9 protein-coding genes, 1 tRNA gene and 1 pseudogene are annotated in these 16,835 nt (G+C 51.3%); 10 read left to right on the forward strand and 1 reads right to left on the reverse strand.

The features are described from left to right. The first annotated feature begins 531 nt into the window (after positions 1–531). The 8 genes from KKC1_RS10645 to KKC1_RS10680 all read left to right on the forward strand — a co-directional run bounded on the left by KKC1_RS10645 (position 532) and on the right by KKC1_RS10680 (position 11,460). Positions 532–2,325: an aldehyde ferredoxin oxidoreductase family protein gene (locus KKC1_RS10645; RefSeq protein WP_088554441.1), complete on the forward strand. Its 1,794-nt coding sequence runs from the start codon at positions 532–534 to the stop codon at positions 2,323–2,325. Between the two features lie 67 nt (positions 2,326–2,392). After that, positions 2,393–3,493: a radical SAM protein gene (locus KKC1_RS10650; protein WP_192868198.1), complete on the forward strand. Its 1,101-nt coding sequence runs from the start codon at positions 2,393–2,395 to the stop codon at positions 3,491–3,493. A gap of 11 nt (positions 3,494–3,504) precedes the next feature. Continuing rightward, complete coding sequence (locus tag KKC1_RS10655) at positions 3,505–3,729, forward strand: MoaD/ThiS family protein (protein WP_088554468.1); 225 nt, start codon at positions 3,505–3,507, stop codon at positions 3,727–3,729. A 30-nt stretch (positions 3,730–3,759) separates the two neighbouring features. Then, positions 3,760–5,637 (forward strand): sigma-54-dependent Fis family transcriptional regulator, encoded by a 1,878-nt coding sequence (locus KKC1_RS10660; RefSeq protein ID WP_088554443.1) that lies wholly within the window; start codon positions 3,760–3,762, stop codon positions 5,635–5,637. A 104-nt stretch (positions 5,638–5,741) separates the two neighbouring features. Then, positions 5,742–5,818, forward strand: a tRNA-Pro gene (locus KKC1_RS10665). 128 nt (positions 5,819–5,946) lie between these two features. Next, positions 5,947–7,407, forward strand: coding sequence for a sensor histidine kinase (locus tag KKC1_RS10670; protein WP_088554444.1), 1,461 nt, complete (start codon positions 5,947–5,949; stop codon positions 7,405–7,407). Continuing rightward, positions 7,379–8,035: a response regulator transcription factor gene (locus tag KKC1_RS10675; protein WP_088554445.1), complete on the forward strand. Its 657-nt coding sequence runs from the start codon at positions 7,379–7,381 to the stop codon at positions 8,033–8,035. Before KKC1_RS10670 ends, KKC1_RS10675 begins: the two co-directional genes overlap by 29 nt. 551 nt (positions 8,036–8,586) lie before the next feature. Continuing rightward, complete coding sequence (locus tag KKC1_RS10680; RefSeq protein WP_192868199.1) at positions 8,587–11,460, forward strand: cytochrome c3 family protein; 2,874 nt, start codon at positions 8,587–8,589, stop codon at positions 11,458–11,460. Between the two features lie 484 nt (positions 11,461–11,944). Here the strand turns inward: KKC1_RS10680 and KKC1_RS17080 are convergent, their stop codons facing one another. Continuing rightward, positions 11,945–13,330 (reverse strand): helix-turn-helix transcriptional regulator, encoded by a 1,386-nt coding sequence (locus KKC1_RS17080; RefSeq protein ID WP_088554448.1) that lies wholly within the window; start codon positions 13,328–13,330, stop codon positions 11,945–11,947. 883 nt (positions 13,331–14,213) lie between these two features. Between KKC1_RS17080 and KKC1_RS17570 the strand changes: the two are divergent. Both KKC1_RS17570 and KKC1_RS10695 read left to right on the forward strand, forming a co-directional pair. Then, positions 14,214–14,411, forward strand: a pseudogene (locus KKC1_RS17570) (Ig-like domain-containing domain); the annotation flags it as partial. A gap of 111 nt (positions 14,412–14,522) precedes the next feature. Further along, a partial coding sequence (locus KKC1_RS10695) for an Ig-like domain-containing protein (protein ID WP_238134281.1) occupies positions 14,523–16,835 on the forward strand: 2,313 nt, incomplete at its 3' end.

Genomic DNA, 16,835 nt, shown 5'->3' on the forward strand with positions numbered 1-16,835 from the left:
CCCCGGACAATATTTCTTGAGGCTTAAGCAATCGAAAAAATAGGCCGTGAATTTTGAAAACTATGAGAACTGCAAATAATGGCATGGTTTTTGCAACAATGAAATTAAGGATATCTTGACCAGGTTTACGCCTTTTTCTATGCGGGTGTCAGCTTTAAGGGGCATGCGAGCAGGCAAAGTTGCTGGGGGAGGTGAAAAGGCTTAGATATTGCTGAAGCTATAAGTGAAAATATTGAAGGCTTATCTGTGCGGGCAGCCGCGGACAAAGCCCTGGAAGCCATCAGGCAGTTGTCCCGGGATATAGGTATTCCTGGCGGTCTCAAGGAATTAGGAACCAAAGAAGAAGATATTCTTGCCATGGTCTAGAATGCTGTGAAAGATGCCTGAGCTTCACCACCCCCGGAAGGCAACGCCGGATGATGTGATCCAAATCTACAAAAGTGCATTATAATTTTTCAGAAGAGCTTGGTAATTTCTTTTAACACGGGAGAGTATAGAATTATAGTAAATAGTAAAAGGAGGAAGATCGACATGAATGCATATGCAGGAAAAATTTTGCGGGTGAACCTCACTACAGGGTCGATTGTCACTGAACCTCTGCCTGTCGATAAAGCCAAAGCGTTTGTTGGAGGGAGGGGACTCGGCGGCAGAATGCTGGCCGAGGAGATTCCGGCCGGTATTGACCCGCTCGGTGAGGAAAATAAAATTTTCTTCATTACCGGTCCGCTGACCGGAACCCCTGCTCCTACTTCCGGCCGTTATATGGTAGTGACCAAATCCCCCCTCAACAACACCATAGCTTCTTCCAACTCGGGAGGGTACTGGGGAGCAGAACTTAAATTTGCCGGCTATGATATGGTAATTGTGGAAGGAAAGGCCAAAGAACCTGTTTATATTTACATCAAGGACGACCAGGTAGAAATCCGGCCGGCGGCCAAGTATTGGGGCAAGCTGGTGGGTGAAACAACCGACTTATTGCTGGAGGAGGTGGGTGATCCAAAAGCCCGCGTTCTGACCATCGGTCCTGCCGGGGAAAACCTTTCCCCCATTGCTGCGGTGATGAATGACCGCTACCGGGCCGCCGGCCGTTCGGGAGTCGGTGCAGTGATGGGTTCGAAAAACCTAAAAGCCATAGTGGTACGGGGCAGTGGTAAGGTAGAATTAGCCCAACCGGATAGGTTTAGAGAAGTAGTTAGCGGTGTTATGAGAAAGATCAAAGAGCATTCGGTAACCGGCCAAGGATTGCCGTCTTACGGTACTGCCGTCTTGGTAAATGTGATCAATGAAAACGGTATATTCCCCACCAAGAACTTCCAAGAAGCCTATTTTGCCCCGGCCGATGAAATTTCCGGTGAAACCTTGGCGGAGAAATATCTGGTAAAGAGGGATCCCTGTTATCGCTGTCCCATCGCCTGTGGCCGCTACTGCCGCGTTGACGGAGAAGAAGGAGGCGGCCCGGAATATGAAACGGTGTGGGCCTACGGCTCCGACTGCGGTGTATCTGACCTTAAAGCGATAATTAAGGCCAACAACTGGTGCAATGAAATGGGTTTGGATACTATTTCTGCCGGCGCTACCATTGCCGCGGCTATGGAACTTTACCAGCGGGGTTATATCAAACCGGAAGAATTAGACGGGCCCGAACTGAAGTGGGGCAGCGGCGAAGCCATTGTTGAATGGACCAGAAAGATGGGTCTAGGAGAAGGGTTTGGTGCCAAGTTGGCGTTGGGCGCTGCCCGGCTGTGCGAAGCGTACGGTCATCCCGAGGTGGCCATGACGGTGAAAAAGCAGGAACTGCCTGCCTACGACCCGCGGGGTGTGCAGGGCCATGGTTTGCAGTACGCTACTTCTAACCGGGGCGGCTGCCATGTCCGGGGCTACATGATATCTCCTGAGGTACTGGGTGTTCCCGAACAACTGGACCGCTTTGCCGTGGAGGGTAAGGCCGAGTGGGTTAAGACCTTCCAGGACTTGACGGCGGTTATTGATAGTATGGGGCTGTGCCTCTTCACGTCCTTTGCCCTTAGTGCCCAAGACTACGCTGATTTGTACAATGCAGCTACCGGGTTGAACCTTGACGTTGATGAACTGTTGACCTGCGGAGAACGGATCTGGAATAATGAACGGATTTTCAACCTGCAGGAAGGTTACGGGGCCCAGGATGATACCTTACCCGAGCGGTTGCTAAAAGAACCCATTCCTGAAGGTCCTTCTAAAGGGCATGTACACCGCCTGTCAGAACTGCTGCCGGCCTACTATCAAATAAGAGGTTGGGACGAAACTGGTGTTCCTACTTCTGAAAAGAAACAGGCTTTAGGGCTGTAAAAAATTCAGAAATGGAAATGAGGGCTTTCCTGCTGGAAAGTCCTTTTTTCCCAAAAGGTGGAGTATGATGTTTCGACCATACAGCAACACAGACTGGGAAGTGGTTTTCAAACCCGGGCCCACCTTACGCAAACTCTACGTGGAACTGACCAATCGGTGTAACTTATCTTGCTCTATGTGTTACCGCCACAGTTGGCCCGGGCGCCAAGGCGAAATGGAAGAAATCATCTTTTCTAAATTGTTGCACGAGCTACCCCGATTCCAGTATTTGCAGGAGATAGTTCTGGGTGGTCTGGGGGAACCCTTATTACACAGTCATTTTTGGGAGTGGCTGGGCCGTCTGCGTGTTGCGTTCCAGGGAAAAATTGTTTTGACAACCAATGGATTGCTGTTGACGAGCGTGGAAATCGTAGAGCTGGCCAAGCTGGGTGTCGAGAGGATAATTGTTTCCGTGGATGGGGCGGACAAAACGGTGCAGCAACGGGTTAGAGGGACGGAAGCGGGCGAAGTTAGCCGGAAACTATTGGAACTAGGCCATACCATCCGGGAAACACCGGGAGTTACGTGGTGGTGGGAAACAGTTTGGCAAGAGAAAAATAAAGAGCAATTACCGGAACTTATCAAGTTGGCCGCTCAATGCCATGTAGAAAAATTACTGGTCAGCCATTTAATGGTTACAACACCGGCACAGGTCGGCCAGGCGTTGTTTGATCCTGAACTTTCAGAAAAAGACGAGACAATACTGGCTAAAGCCCGTAACCTGGCCCTGCTTCACCGGGTTTCGCTGCAACTCCCCAAGCACCGGCCGGTAACTGAACGCCATTGTGCCTTCGTGGAGGGGCAAAGTACGGTAATTAGCTGGGATGGCAGGGTGAGTCCATGTTATCGCTTTTTGCATGGCTGTAAAGAATATTTTTACGGTCGCACCAAAGATGTGGCACCTTTCCATTTTGGTAAATTGACAACCGAAAGCCTTGAAAAAATCTGGAGCAAGAAAGATTACCTGGAGTTTCGTTATCGGGTGGCCAATAGTCTATATCCTTCCTGCCCTGACTGCGAGCTGCTCGACGGTTGTGATGTCGTTAACCGGGCGGAAGGAGACTGCGATGGCGGGCGGCCCGCCTGCGGCGATTGTCTTTGGGCCAGAGGTATGATATTATGTCCTTAGAAGGTGGTATTGTGAAAATAACGGTAAAATTATTTGCTACGTTGCGTACAGGAAGGTTTAAGGTGGAAACCAGGGAATATAATCCCGGGACCACCGTCGGTGAGGTAATTAAAGATTTGAACATTGCTGAGGAAGAAGCGGCCTTGATTTTAGTCAACGGTCGCCACGCCCAACTGGATTACCAGTTGAGTGAAGGGGATACTTTATCCCTGTTTCCGCCGCTGGGAGGCGGGTAAGAAAGCCACGGAATTGGAGGTAGTATAAATATGAGCGATGTCTGGCGGCGTTTTGTCACCGGTGAAGGGCCGGTAGATGAAGTCGATCCCACAATTTACCGGTCCTGGCAGCGCTGCAAGGCGTTGGAAGTTGATTACCAGCGTGTGGGTAGCAACGAAATTTTATCCAAACCCCGGTTACGGGAACGCTGCCAGGCCCAGGAAGATTTAATTCAAGCGGGAAAACCGGTTTTGCCTTATGTCTTTCGCCTGTTAAAAGGCTTAAATTACATGGTGCTACTTTGTGACGGCGAAGGATATATCCTGGAAGCATTGGGAGATCCTCCTTTTATGACCAAGGCCCAGCAGGTATATCTGTCTCCCGGAGCCAACTGGCGGGAAGATATTAAGGGTACAAATGCTATTGGTACTTCTCTGGCGGAAAAGGCTCCGGTAAAGGTGCGGGGCTGGGAACATTTTGTGCAGGAGAATCACTTTTTGTCTTGCTGGGCGGCACCGCTGCGGAATTCCAGAGGCGATATTGTAGGAGTTCTGGATGTTTCCGGTGAAGCAGCGAACCAGAAAGAACGTTTATTAGAAATAGTCGTCATGGGAGCGAGGATGATAGAACAGAATCTGCAGCTTATAGAACTCAAACGTAATTTTCGTTTTTGCAAGCAAGGAATTCGATTGGCCGCAGAGATGCTGCGTGAAGGTTTTATAGCTATCGATGGGGACGGAGTAATTACTGAAATAAACCGGGCAGGGGCTCAGTTGCTGGGTCGCCGTCGAGAAGAAATTATCGGCCGCCCGGCTTCAGATGTTTTTTGTGGGAACAAGAACTGGAAAATTGATGGCGGGGATCTGGAGCTTGAGGTGGAAAAGAAGTCGGGCCTAAGAATCAGGCCGCGGCTGCGTGAAGTAACAGATGATGAGGGATATACGGTGGGCGTTGTGGGGGTACTGCAAGTAAATCCAGCCGATAAAAAAGAGGCGGAAACGCCTTTATGGGTAGGACGCAGTGAAATAACCAGGAAAGTTTTTGAGAGGGCGGCTAAAGCGGCGCAGACCAAATCTACGGTGCTCATTCAGGGAGAAAGCGGGACCGGAAAGGAGATCGTCGCCCGTTACATTCATGAAGCCAGCCCCTGGCGAGAAGGTCCTTTTATCGGCGTTAATTGTGCCGCCTTACCCTCCACTTTGATCGAAAGCGAACTTTTTGGCTATGCCGATGGGGCTTTTACAGGAGCCAAGCGCGGCGGACGGCCGGGAAAGTTTGAGCTGGCCGATGGAGGTACTATTTTTTTAGATGAAATCGGCGATATGGCTCTCAATGCGCAGGCAGCGCTGCTGAGGCTGCTGCAGGAAGCGGAAGTATTTAGAATTGGAGACACCAAGGCGCGCAAAATTAATGTTCGGGTTATTGCGGCTACTAATAAGAACTTATCAGACCTAGTCGCTGAAGGGTTATTCCGTCAGGATTTGTACTACAGGCTGAAAGTGATAACCATTGATGTACCTCCTCTCCGCTACCGAAAGGAAGATATATGGGATCTGGTGCCTTACTTTGTTCGCCAAACCTGCCAGACATTAGGGAAGCCACCTTTGGGGATAGCAGAGGAAGTATATACGTATTTATTTGCCTATTCTTGGCCGGGCAATGTTCGAGAGCTGAAAAACTGTATTGAAAGCATGGTCGCCATGGCAGACGGACCTCTCCTGACGGTAGAAGATATACCTGCCGAAATAAAAAATGCAGCTGGCTCTGAGGCAGGTATGCAGCAGTCCCTGCTAAAGCGACAAACCAGGGAGGCGATTCTGCAGGCTTTAGCCCAAACCGAGGGGAAGATTGCCCCTGCTGCTCGTCTTTTAGGTATCGGGCGGAGCACTTTATATCGGAAGATGAAAGAATTAGGAATAAAACCCTGACGGTAAACGAAACTCTGGTCCATCTAGAAACTTGATGGTCTATGGCCTTGACTTTTGGCTCGGCACCCGTTAAAATATAGTTTGTCGACACAAGTGGAGCATGTCGGGGCGTGGCTCAGCTTGGTAGAGCACCACCTTGGGGTGGTGGGGGTCGCTGGTTCAAATCCAGTCGCTCCGACCATAGGGTAGAAGGACAGGTCTTAAGGGCCTGTCCTTTTAATTTTTAGGCTTTACGCCCTTTTAAGTAGGATTATAAAGATTTTTGTCCAATTTACATAAATAAGATTAACTGGACGGGAGCCTGAACACATGAATTTGGTTTATGAGGCTGTTAAGCTGCATTTTCCTCTGATTTATTTTGTCTACGGCCTGGTCTATTTTATGATGGGTTTTGCCATCCTTATCAAGAACAAGAACGGTAGCAACTTTATCCTTGCGCGACCGTTATGGCTTCTAGGTATTTTCGGCCTGTTACATGGCCTTGCCGACTGGACGCCGGCTTTCCTGCCCATCTGGCGGGAAATATACCGTCCCGAAACCATCCTGCAGCTAAGGATCGGGGCGCATGTCCTGCTGGCCTTTTCCTATCTGGCCCTGTTCTTCTTCGGGGTCAGGCTTCTGATACACACACTGGGCCTGTCCAGATGGCTGGAAGCGGTTCCGGTAACCCTTTTTATAATTTGGAGCGTATCTGTTGTCACCCTGTATGGGGTTTTATCTGACCCTGTTGATTGGATGTGTAGGATGAGTGCGCTGGCCCGCTATATGCTGGGTTTTCCGGCGGCTATGCTGTCCGCTTACGGTCTTTACCTCCAGGTGGCCGAACTCAAGAAGCTCCAAATGCCCTTCCTGACTGAGAGTATGCGCTGGGCTTCCATATATTTTGCGGCTTATGGTTTCTTGACAGGACTGATCGTTCCGAAGAGCAATTTTTTTCCGGCCTCTTGGTTGAATTATGAATCCTTCATGGCCGTTACCGGTTTGCCCGTACAGTTTTTCCGGCTCATTTGCGGTATCGGTATTTCCTTCTGTATTATCCGCATCCTGAAAATTTTTGACGTAGAAAGCCGCAAGCGTATTGAGGAGGCGGAAACCCGGCATGCAATTTTAAAGGAAAGAGAGCGCATCAGCCGGGAGATACATGACGGAACCATCCAGTCCCTCTATGGCATAGGTTTGCGGCTGGAGCACTGCAAGAACCTGCTTGCTAAAGGGGAAAAGGTACAGGCTGCCTTGAGTCATCTTAACTTTTCCATCAACAAGCTGAATGAAACCATCCGGGATATAAGACATTACATCATGGACCTGCCCAATTATTACTTCAGGGATACCCAGTTGCGGCAGGAACTCCAGGACTTGGTAGCCGAATTCGCCGTCACTTCTACGGTGGCGCCGGATCTTATCGTAGAAGAAACTGACAGCCGTGAGCTAACCCCTTTTCAACGAAATCAACTGTATCACATCGCCAGGGAAGCTTTAGCCAACATTCAAAAACATGCCCGGGCCAGCAAAGCTGAAATCCGGGTCAGGCTGGGACCGGAACAGGTAGAGATGAAAATTATTGATAACGGGAAGGGCTTCAATGTAGACGAGGTGCTTACCAGGGCGGAACAGGAAGGAAAGCAAGGATTAAAAAATATTGCCCGGAGGGTAAAGAGCCTGAAGGGTACGCTGAGGATCGTCAGCAGCGAAGGACAGGGAACCGAAATAGAAATAACTATTCCGTACTGGAGGGAAGAAAATGGAACGGCTAAAACTCATGCTGGTTGATGACCATGAAATGGTCAGGGTGGGTCTAGGTTATATATTGCGCAGCGACCCGAGTCTGGAAGTGGTGGCGGAAGCGGCTACCCCGGAGGAAGCAATAGAAAAAGCACGGCAGTACTCTCCGGATGTAATCCTCATGGACGTGCGCTTCCCCGAAGGCAGCGGCATCGAAGCCTGCCGGGAGATTCTTTCGGAAAACCCCAACACCCGGGTGGTCATGCTCACTTCCTACTCTGATGATGAAGCCATCATGGCTTCTATCATGGCCGGTGCCAGCGGGTATATACTGAAGCAGATTTCCAGCACGGAGTTGATAAATGCCGTGAAGCGAGTGGGCAGGGGCGAATCTCTCCTCGACCCGTCCATTACCGGGAAAGTGCTGCAGATGATGAAAAACGCGGCCGGCAGTCAGGAAGACGAGTTAGCCGTTCTTAATGAGAAGGAGAAAAAAATCCTGGCCTTAATCGCTGAGGGGAAAACCAACCGGGAGATTGCCGAGGAGTTGTTCCTCAGCCCCAAAACAGTAAAAAACTATGTCAGCGCAGTCCTAAGCAAACTGGATTTGAGCAACCGGGCAGAGGCGGCCGCCTTTGCGGTGCGTAAAAAGCTGCGCTTGAATGACCTCAAGTAATCTTGGATCCTAGTTCCCGCTTTAGCGGGATTTTTTTTGCTTAAGCTGGGTACCTGTCCCCTTTCCCGTTGTCCGGTTTCCCGCTATCTCATTGGATCTTCCCGGCTGGGTATTTATTTCGCGGGTTTTAGACATAAATAAGGGACTTTAGGCCCTAAGAAAGTAGGACCAAAATACCTGCTAGAAGGAAAGAAAGGATGTCCATGGGGAGGAACAGGTGGTTACCAAAGGCCTGGCAAATTCAGGCAGTTTGTCCAATGCGCAATGTGGGACAAGGATGCTAGAATAGAAAGTGGTTGTAGCAAGCCATATTTAATTAACTTCCCCAAGTGACATAATTCACAATTTTCCGCATACATTTGTCAGTTCTTTGAAAACCGAAAAAAGAATGTAAATGTTCCTCCTTCGGGGACATCTCTTAGCCATTGATGGTAAAGTGGCCGCAGGCCGCTTTTACCATAAAAGGTGTTTCGTCAATCGGGCCGGGAAGGGAGGGTAGCGGAAACAGGCATGACGAAGCGCCGCCAATTAATAAAGGAGGAGGAAAGTTAATGCGAAGACTGAGCTTGGCTCTGGTCCTGAGCTTGGTGCTGGTAGCCGTCTTCGCGGGAGCTGCCTGGGCAGAGCAGGCGAAGTACCGTGACCCTGCTACAGGCACGTCGTACTACACCTCCACGGGCAAATATGTGTATAACGGTGTAGGCAACCTGGGCAAGGACGCGTTCAGCGGTGACGGTACTACCAATTATCCTTTTGAAATCTACCTGCCTAACGAACAGGCACCGGCCAACTACAGGATTCACAGTAACTATTCTAAGGACACCGACGCGTGTGCTTCCTGTCACGCAACGCACACCGCGGTAGGTCCCTCTTTGCTGCAGTGGTACAACGTCTATGAAACCTGTATGGCCTGCCACGACGGTACGGTAACTACCACTTACAATGTTGAGGATGGTTACATCGGGAATACGACTGCCCGGACGTTTGGCGGTAAGTTCGGTACCGGCGCGGAAGCTTACCTGTCCAACCACAACGTAACCGGTGCGGTTCAGATCTCGGCTGCACCCGGCGGTAGCACCGTTGCGGTTACCGGAACTACCGAGTACGGCAAGACTGTTACCCAGTGGGCTACCGAATTTGGCTGCGAGAGCTGCCACAGCCCGCACGGACAGGGCGGCAACGCGCGGATCCTGCATCCCGATCCGAACGGTGTAGCTACGGCGAGAAAGCCCGCCGGAGGCTTTACCTACCTGGGTGAATTGGGATCCATTACCATTGATGCAACCACCACGGGTGTGGTCTATGAGACTGGCGTAGGCTACAAAGTGTACTTCAACGGCGAACCTGCCCTGCTGATTAAGGGCTATCCGTACGGAGTAAATGTGTATGACAATGGCAAGGTGAGCTGGGGAGCTAAGGTAGACAACAGCAACGGCTACACCGTAATTACTGGCGTAGATCTGAGCGGTGTTGGCGACCGGGTCTACGGTACACCGGCCATCCAGGTCAAGATGATCATCAGTAACTACCTGGAAGCTACGGAAAGCGTAACCCATATTTCCGGCCTGAACACTTTCTGTGGCGCCTGTCATACCGACTACAATACGGAGAACGTCTACAAGGATACCACTGATACAGAGCCCAACGGTTCCGGTGAAATGTTGAACGGTACCTATTCCGAAGCTTACCGTCACCAAGTGGGCTTCAACTGGCATGGTAGCGAACCCGGCCTGGACTTTGAAGAGAACAACCGGGTAACCTGTCTGACCTGCCACGTGGCCCACGGTGTTGACCAGGATTACTGGAACGCTACTGTTGGACCGGGCACCAGCAGCGACATCGCGCTGGAGAACCTCAAGGAAATTGCCGGTTCCTCCGCCCTGAAGCGGAAGCCCAACATGGGCGTATGCGAGACCTGCCATAAGAAGGGCGACGGCAACGAAGGATATGCTGCTAACACTGGAATGTCCGTAACAACTACTGCCACCACCCAAAACGGCTTGTATGCGCAGAAATCTACCCTGGCGTTTAACAACTATGTCGGCTGGAAGGAATGTGCCAAGTGTCATGAGGAGCAAGCCGCACCTTACAAAGAACAGCACGAGACTGACGTATTCAAGGTATACGTCAAGTGGACAAGCGGCGCCTGGCCGGATGCCAGCAGTATAGTAATGGCCTACGATCAGGATGCCTTTGACCGCTGGGTCAACCGGGTCAAGCACACCCAGAAGATCATGCCTGTTGAGACTGGTACTCCTACCGAGTCTGAACTGCTGGCAGCGGGTGTTGACGCGGCGGACATCGGAACCGTTGACGCCAACGGAAACGCCACCGAATGGACCTACTTCACCAACTTCCGTCCAGAAGCCCTGCAGAACTGGGCCACCAGCAGCTTCGCCGATCCGTCCATCGATGGCAGAACGGGAAGCGCGATTACTCCCGACAACGTACTCTATACCCTTGGTGTCAAGTGGAAGCAGCGCTACGTCTTCCAGGACAGCCTCCTCGAGAGCAATGGCTGGAGCAGCGACGGTGTGGACGACGGTCTAAGAGTCGGTAGCGGTAACGCGGTTATGTGGACCACCGGGTACGCTGGCACAACCGCCGGTTGGGCAGCTTACAAGGCTATTACCGACGATAAAGACTGGGATGTCGGCTGTGGTTCCTGCCACGCCACCGGTATTAACATTGACGCTGTAAATACGGCTTACGATCCTACAATAGAAGACCAGTACTTCCGTGACACCGGTATTACCTGCGAGGCCTGCCACGGACCCGGCGCTAACCACGTCAAGTATCCTACTCCGGAAAACATCATCAACCCGGCCAAGCTGAGCCTGGCCCAGAAGCTGGACGTCTGCGGTCAGTGCCATATCCGTGGTAGCAACCGCAACTATGCAGGACGTTCCGACGCATACGGCTTCGTACCCGGACAGGATCAACTTCTGATTGTTGCAAACTACCAGCCGATTACCTTTACCAAGGCCAGCTACACAGTATTTGATAAGGACGGCAATCCGGTAGTTGTAAGCGACCTGAAGGTAGAGAGTGATGCATCGGGAGACGGCTCATACAGTAAGCACCTGTGGGCTAATAACTTCAGCAAGGGACACCACCAGCAGTACATCGACTTCATCCAGTCCGAACACTATGCCGCCCAGATTATGGACTGCGCTACCTGCCACAGCGCCCATGACCAGTACACTGACGGAATACAGTTGAAGTTCACTGCGGAATCCATCTGCGCTTCCTGCCACGACACCTTCGTAGATGTAGACGCCTACATGCCGCGGATTGCCAAGAGCGCCAACAAGTGGGATATTCGCTCTCACGCTTTCAGCAGTATTTATGACCTGAACAACGATGGAGATACCGACGATACAGTTGACGGAGCTCAAGAAAGCAATCCGGGACCCATTGAATAAGCCGTATAACATAGGAGCGCACCCTTTTTGGGGTGTGCTCTTAATTTTTCAAGCCGGGGACGTTCAAGCCGGGGACGGTTCTTGACTTGAATGGGACGGTCTAGAGACAGGCCGCCCTTTTGTCTTTTCATGGGTATGGTTTGGGCCAAACTGGTGGGGGAAAATGCTACTCTAAATGGTTTTACCAAACGGGCTGTTGTGGTTTATTGTGAGTGTCGGCATGGTTAATTCAGGAAAAAATTCAAAGGGCGAGACAAATTGTTTGGAGGTAGTATTAATGAGACGCTGGAAGGACTGGTTGAGAAAGGCCAACTGCTCTTGAGAAGCGTGTTCGTGCGGTATAGTGCAGGTTCGCACCTGCTGTTGATATTCGAAGAAACGCAGTAGCAAAGCCCGGGGGTTTTCCCCGGGCTTATGCATTCTGGCACGGGTTAAGCTCACCCCTTCTGGAGCTTGGCCTGCATCCCGGTGGGGCCAGGCCGGATTAGTTTCTTTTAGCAAGGAGCTTTTCAACTTCCCTAATCATATGATCCCGGTTGGGGAAACCCGTCTTGCGAAAGATGTTCCGCAGGTGAGTTTTAACGGTATTGGGAGAAATGGAAAGTTCCTGGCAGAGTTCTTTGTTGGTTTTTCCCTGTAACAGAAGCCGGGTTACTTCCAGCTCCCGGGGGGTCAGGGAATGAAAACACTCCAGAAGCGAAATGTCCACGCAGTTGATATCGGGGGAGCTGGGCTGCCGGGAAAGAGTTTCGGGAATCGCCCATAGGAAGGCCACGACCATAAAGAGAGGTATGTGCGCCACGACGGTTAGAAATGCTGGCGACACGGTAAGGTTGACCAAAAGAAGGGAAACAAGCGAACCCAGCAGCACACCCAGTAGCATAGCGCTTAGGCCGTGGTGAAACTGTTCGGTCTGGTTGCTGGCAGCAGCCAAATCTGCCAGGATGACCCAGACAAAAAGGTCCAAAAAAGCCCAACCTGACTGCAGTGCTGTCTGCGTCAGAAAATACCCCGGGATTCCTTTTACAGTGGCGAAAAAGGTAAAGGAAACGCCTAGCGAAGCAAGGCCGAGGTAGAGGAGGAGCTTTCTACCCGCCGCATCTGCCAGCATTCCGGCCAGGAAAACCGTTGCCATGAAAGGCAGCACATTGTAAAAACGTTCTATTTCGGCGTAAGGTTCAAAGCGAGGATAGACACCGGCGTAGGTAATACCTGCGGTAATGTAAATCCCGAAAATCACGGCATAAAGGCGCCATTTATTGATACGGGGGATGGGACGAGACATACCCTGAGTGGTCTTTTTTTGATCCAACAGGGCCCGGTCGCTTGAAGGGCGGCCCGGAAATTTAAGGAAAAATGCGGAACCTAGAACCAGGAGGGAAGAGAGGCCAGGAGCCAGAGCGGAATTAAGTACCGGAATGGTAACGGTGAAAAGATAAAGCGCTAAGTAGGCCAGAAACAGGGAAAACCCCAAAACGCAACCCCTAGATGTAGCAGGGATCCGGGTTAAAAATGATTGGGACCAGAAAACGACTATTCTGGCCAGTGCCATTCCTAGCAATCCGGTGGTAACGAACCTGAGGGGAGAAGGCAACAGGAACCACAGGCTGCTCAAAACTACACCTAATGCTGCCAGCACTAGGTAGTAGTTCGAGTGTCGTTCCCATTTTAACACCGTTCCCGGCTTCGGGATGAGCCCCAGTGATAAAAACAGCAGGCCATTGATGCTTAAAGGGACAAAACTGGAATCCTTAACAGAAGCTTTCAGTGCAGGTCCAAACACGGGAAAGGTGATGGCACAACCATAGACGCAACCTAACGTTGCCGCCAGAGGCCAGAAGGTCTTGATCGAAAGACACTTGGATTTCAACGAAAACACCCCAGACTACGTATCCCCGTAGGGTGATAGAAATTGTCGACCAGGCATGAAAAAAATAACAACCTGTACTCATGTATCCATATATCCGATATATTTGACAGAAGTTTCCTGAATCCTTTTGGAAAATTCGAAAAATCACCCCGGGGGTTATCTCAATATCACCCCCCTAGGGTGATTGAAATGAAACAGAAGCCGCCGTATAATACTTGGGAAGTTTTGCCTGTCTGGCGGGGAAGCTGTACCGGTATTCTCCTTGCTCCAATCTTTTCGGGTACCGGAAGGCGCTGAACGTTAGACGGGGATTACCTTAACCATTATCAGGGGTTATAAGGGATAGGCCGGGACCCCGCAGTTCAAAAACCCTATGTTCAAGTAACCAGGAATCAGGGAGGTGGATCGCCAAGTGCGACGACAAAGAAAAAGTTACGGGTGGTTAGTTGTCCTTGTTGGTTTTGTCCTTGTGGCGGGCATTCTCGCAGCCGGCGCGCCGGAAGCGGTAGCCCAGAACATTACGGTACAGCTTGACAAAGAGTATTACAACACAGGCTCCACGGTTACCGTAAGTGTTACAGATTTCTCTGCCAATCGAGATAATTCGGCAGTGGAGACGGTGGACATTACGGTAACCAGCACAAGCGATGCAGCCGGCATTACGGTCCGGCTTACCGAAACCGATGCCGCCACGGGTTCTTTCAGGGGAACCTTTACTCTCGTTGCTAGCGGGTCAAACGATACTAGCGATCAGCTGCAGGTCACCAATGGAGACATAATCTTCGTTACTTATGGTGCTAATTACGGTGATACCGCAACTGTCGATGACGATCCTCCGCAATACACTTCTTTATCCCCCCTTAGGGATGCGAGGGGGGTAGACCCGGGTGTTTCCACTGTAAACGTTGTTTTTGACGAGCCGATTAATTGGGGTAGTGAATCCGGCAATATTAGGATTGTCGATCATTACGGCAACTACCAGAACATTGCTTCTAAGGAGATTATCGGCGGCAACACGCTGGTTCTTACGTTATATTCATCCTTGGCCTGGAGTGAAACCTATACTGTAACTGTTCCTGCCGGGGCGGTCGTGGACCGGGCAGGCAACCCAAATGCAGAGGTGACGTGGAGCTTCAAGACGGTCTACATGGAGCTTGACAGGGATACCTATAAGTCCTATGAAACCGTTTACGTGACTCTATACGACGAGGCAAAGGGGAGCGGAAGTGTTACCGTAGAGGTAGCGTGCGACAATTGGCCATCAGCTCCTATCAATGTAAGCCTTTTCGGTAGCGGCGGCAAGTTTACAGGCAGCTTCAGCCTGTCATCCCCGTCAGGAAGTTCGGATGACAGCAACGATATTCTGGGCGTCACCGCATACAATGACAGCTTTACCGTTTCCTATGATCCCGACAATGACGGGATGGACGAGGTTTTAGCTTGGGCCTACGTGGATAACCAAGCCCCAATTGTCGCCAGCACCTCGCCTGATGATGGGGCAGTCGACGTTGCGGTGGATGAACCCATTGTAATAACATTCAGCGAGCCTGTCCGGGAGGGAGATCAACTTAATCTTATTGAAATTTGGGACAATGACGGAAATATGGTGGGGGGGATCAGTTGTGTAATCGAGGGGAATACCCTCACCATTAATCACGCTACTTTTGAGCATTCTACACAGTATACCCTTTACCTGCCAACATGGGCCGTAGAGGACACTGTGGGCAACATGTACAACACTTCGAATTTCGAGCTCCTGCATTTTACCACCGCAGCAATTCCTCCCGCAGTAATCTATGTGGATGATAGCGGCAGTGATACGGAAGGAGACGGCAGTGATACTAACCCCTACGGAACGATAACTCGTGCGCTGCAGGCGGCCAGGAACGGCGATACCATTGTCGTCCACGATGGTACGTATAACGAGAATGTTGTGATCACCAAGGATGTAACCATCACTTCGGTCAACGGTCCGGAAGCTACTATCATCCACCCTGCGAGTGGTGATGCCTTCACCCTTCAGCCGGTGCCGGGTTCTTACGGGACCCGGAGGATAACAGGCTTCACCATTACCGGGGCCGCTCACGGGATTTCGATTACCGGCATGCAGGATGGGCTTGTGTACATCGAAAACAATATAATTTCCGGTTGTATAGATGGCGTGTATGTGGATGAGCATACAGGAGGAACCGTTTATATTCAGAAAAACATTATTTCCGGCAACACAGGTGCCGGTATTGAGTTGGGACCGAATGCAGATGGTTCTAGGGTAGAAGTAAAATGGAACAATATAATCGACAACGGCTACGGAATAGACCACGAAGGGTCGAACGAGGTGGAAGCATCGCTTAATTTCTGGGGTAACCCCCACGGCCCAAGTCATGATGGTATCAACTATGGTGATACTGTTGACGGGAGCATCGACTTCCAGCCTTGGCTGGTGGCAGAGTCTGCGGGCGAAGAGATTACCAGAGAACTAGACATTGCCGCGCCCATGCTGGGTGACGGCTATGTCGGATTGGAGTACCTGGCCGAATTACCCATGCAGCCTAATGTGGGGAGTATCCTCGAATGGTCCCTTTATTCCGGTTCATTGCCTGACGGGGTGGAGATTTTATCCGGCATAACCCTGTACGGTACTCCTACCGCGGCGGGCAGCTTTAGCTTCGCCCTGGAGGCCAGCAACGGGACCCAGGCGGTATACAGGAACTTTTCCTTAAATGTGGCTACAGAATATACGGGCAGCGGCCCGGCGGTGGTCACTCGCAGCCCGGTGCCTTACGAAACCGGTGTGGCCGTAGATGCGCCAATCGTTATCGTGTTCAAAGAACCGGTACAACTGAGCGACAACTACCAGGGTTATATAAACATTACCAACCCCGAGGACTATTATGAAATAGTTTATAAGGTTGCCAGAGTGCAAACCACAGTTATCAATAATGATACGTTGGTGATAGACCCTACTTATAACCTCAGACCTGCTACAACGTACGAGGTTGCAATTTCGGCCGGTATAGTAACCGACAGTGAGGGGAATTCCTTTGCAGGCTCCTGGAGGTTCACCACAGGTGATCAAGTCATCCCGCTTGCGATAACCACTGCGGAGCTTCCGCCGGCCGCGGAGGGGCAAGCCTACAGCGCCCAACTCGCGGCTGCCGGCGGGGTGGGAAGCTATACCTGGAGCCTGGTTGACGGCAGCCTGCCGGACGGGCTGAGTTTAAGCAGTTCAGGGCAGATTTCGGGCACGCCCTTGTCGGCAGGCAACTGGGGCTTTACGGTCCAGGTCGCTGACCAGAGCGGCGCGACTGCAACCCGGCAGCTATCGATCATCGTCAGTCCCGCACCCGACACCACGCCGCCCACGGTTGTCGAAAAAGCACCTGGGAATGGCGCTACGGGAGTCCCGGTTAACGTTGCAATAACCGTAGAATTTGACGAGCTTGTCCAGGCGGGCGAGAATCTGAATGGTGTTACCGTCGCCCCGCCGGGAGGAACCCCTATTGCC

Source organism: Calderihabitans maritimus (assembly GCF_002207765.1).
Taxonomy (GTDB): domain Bacteria; phylum Bacillota; class KKC1; order Calderihabitantales; family Calderihabitantaceae; genus Calderihabitans; species Calderihabitans maritimus.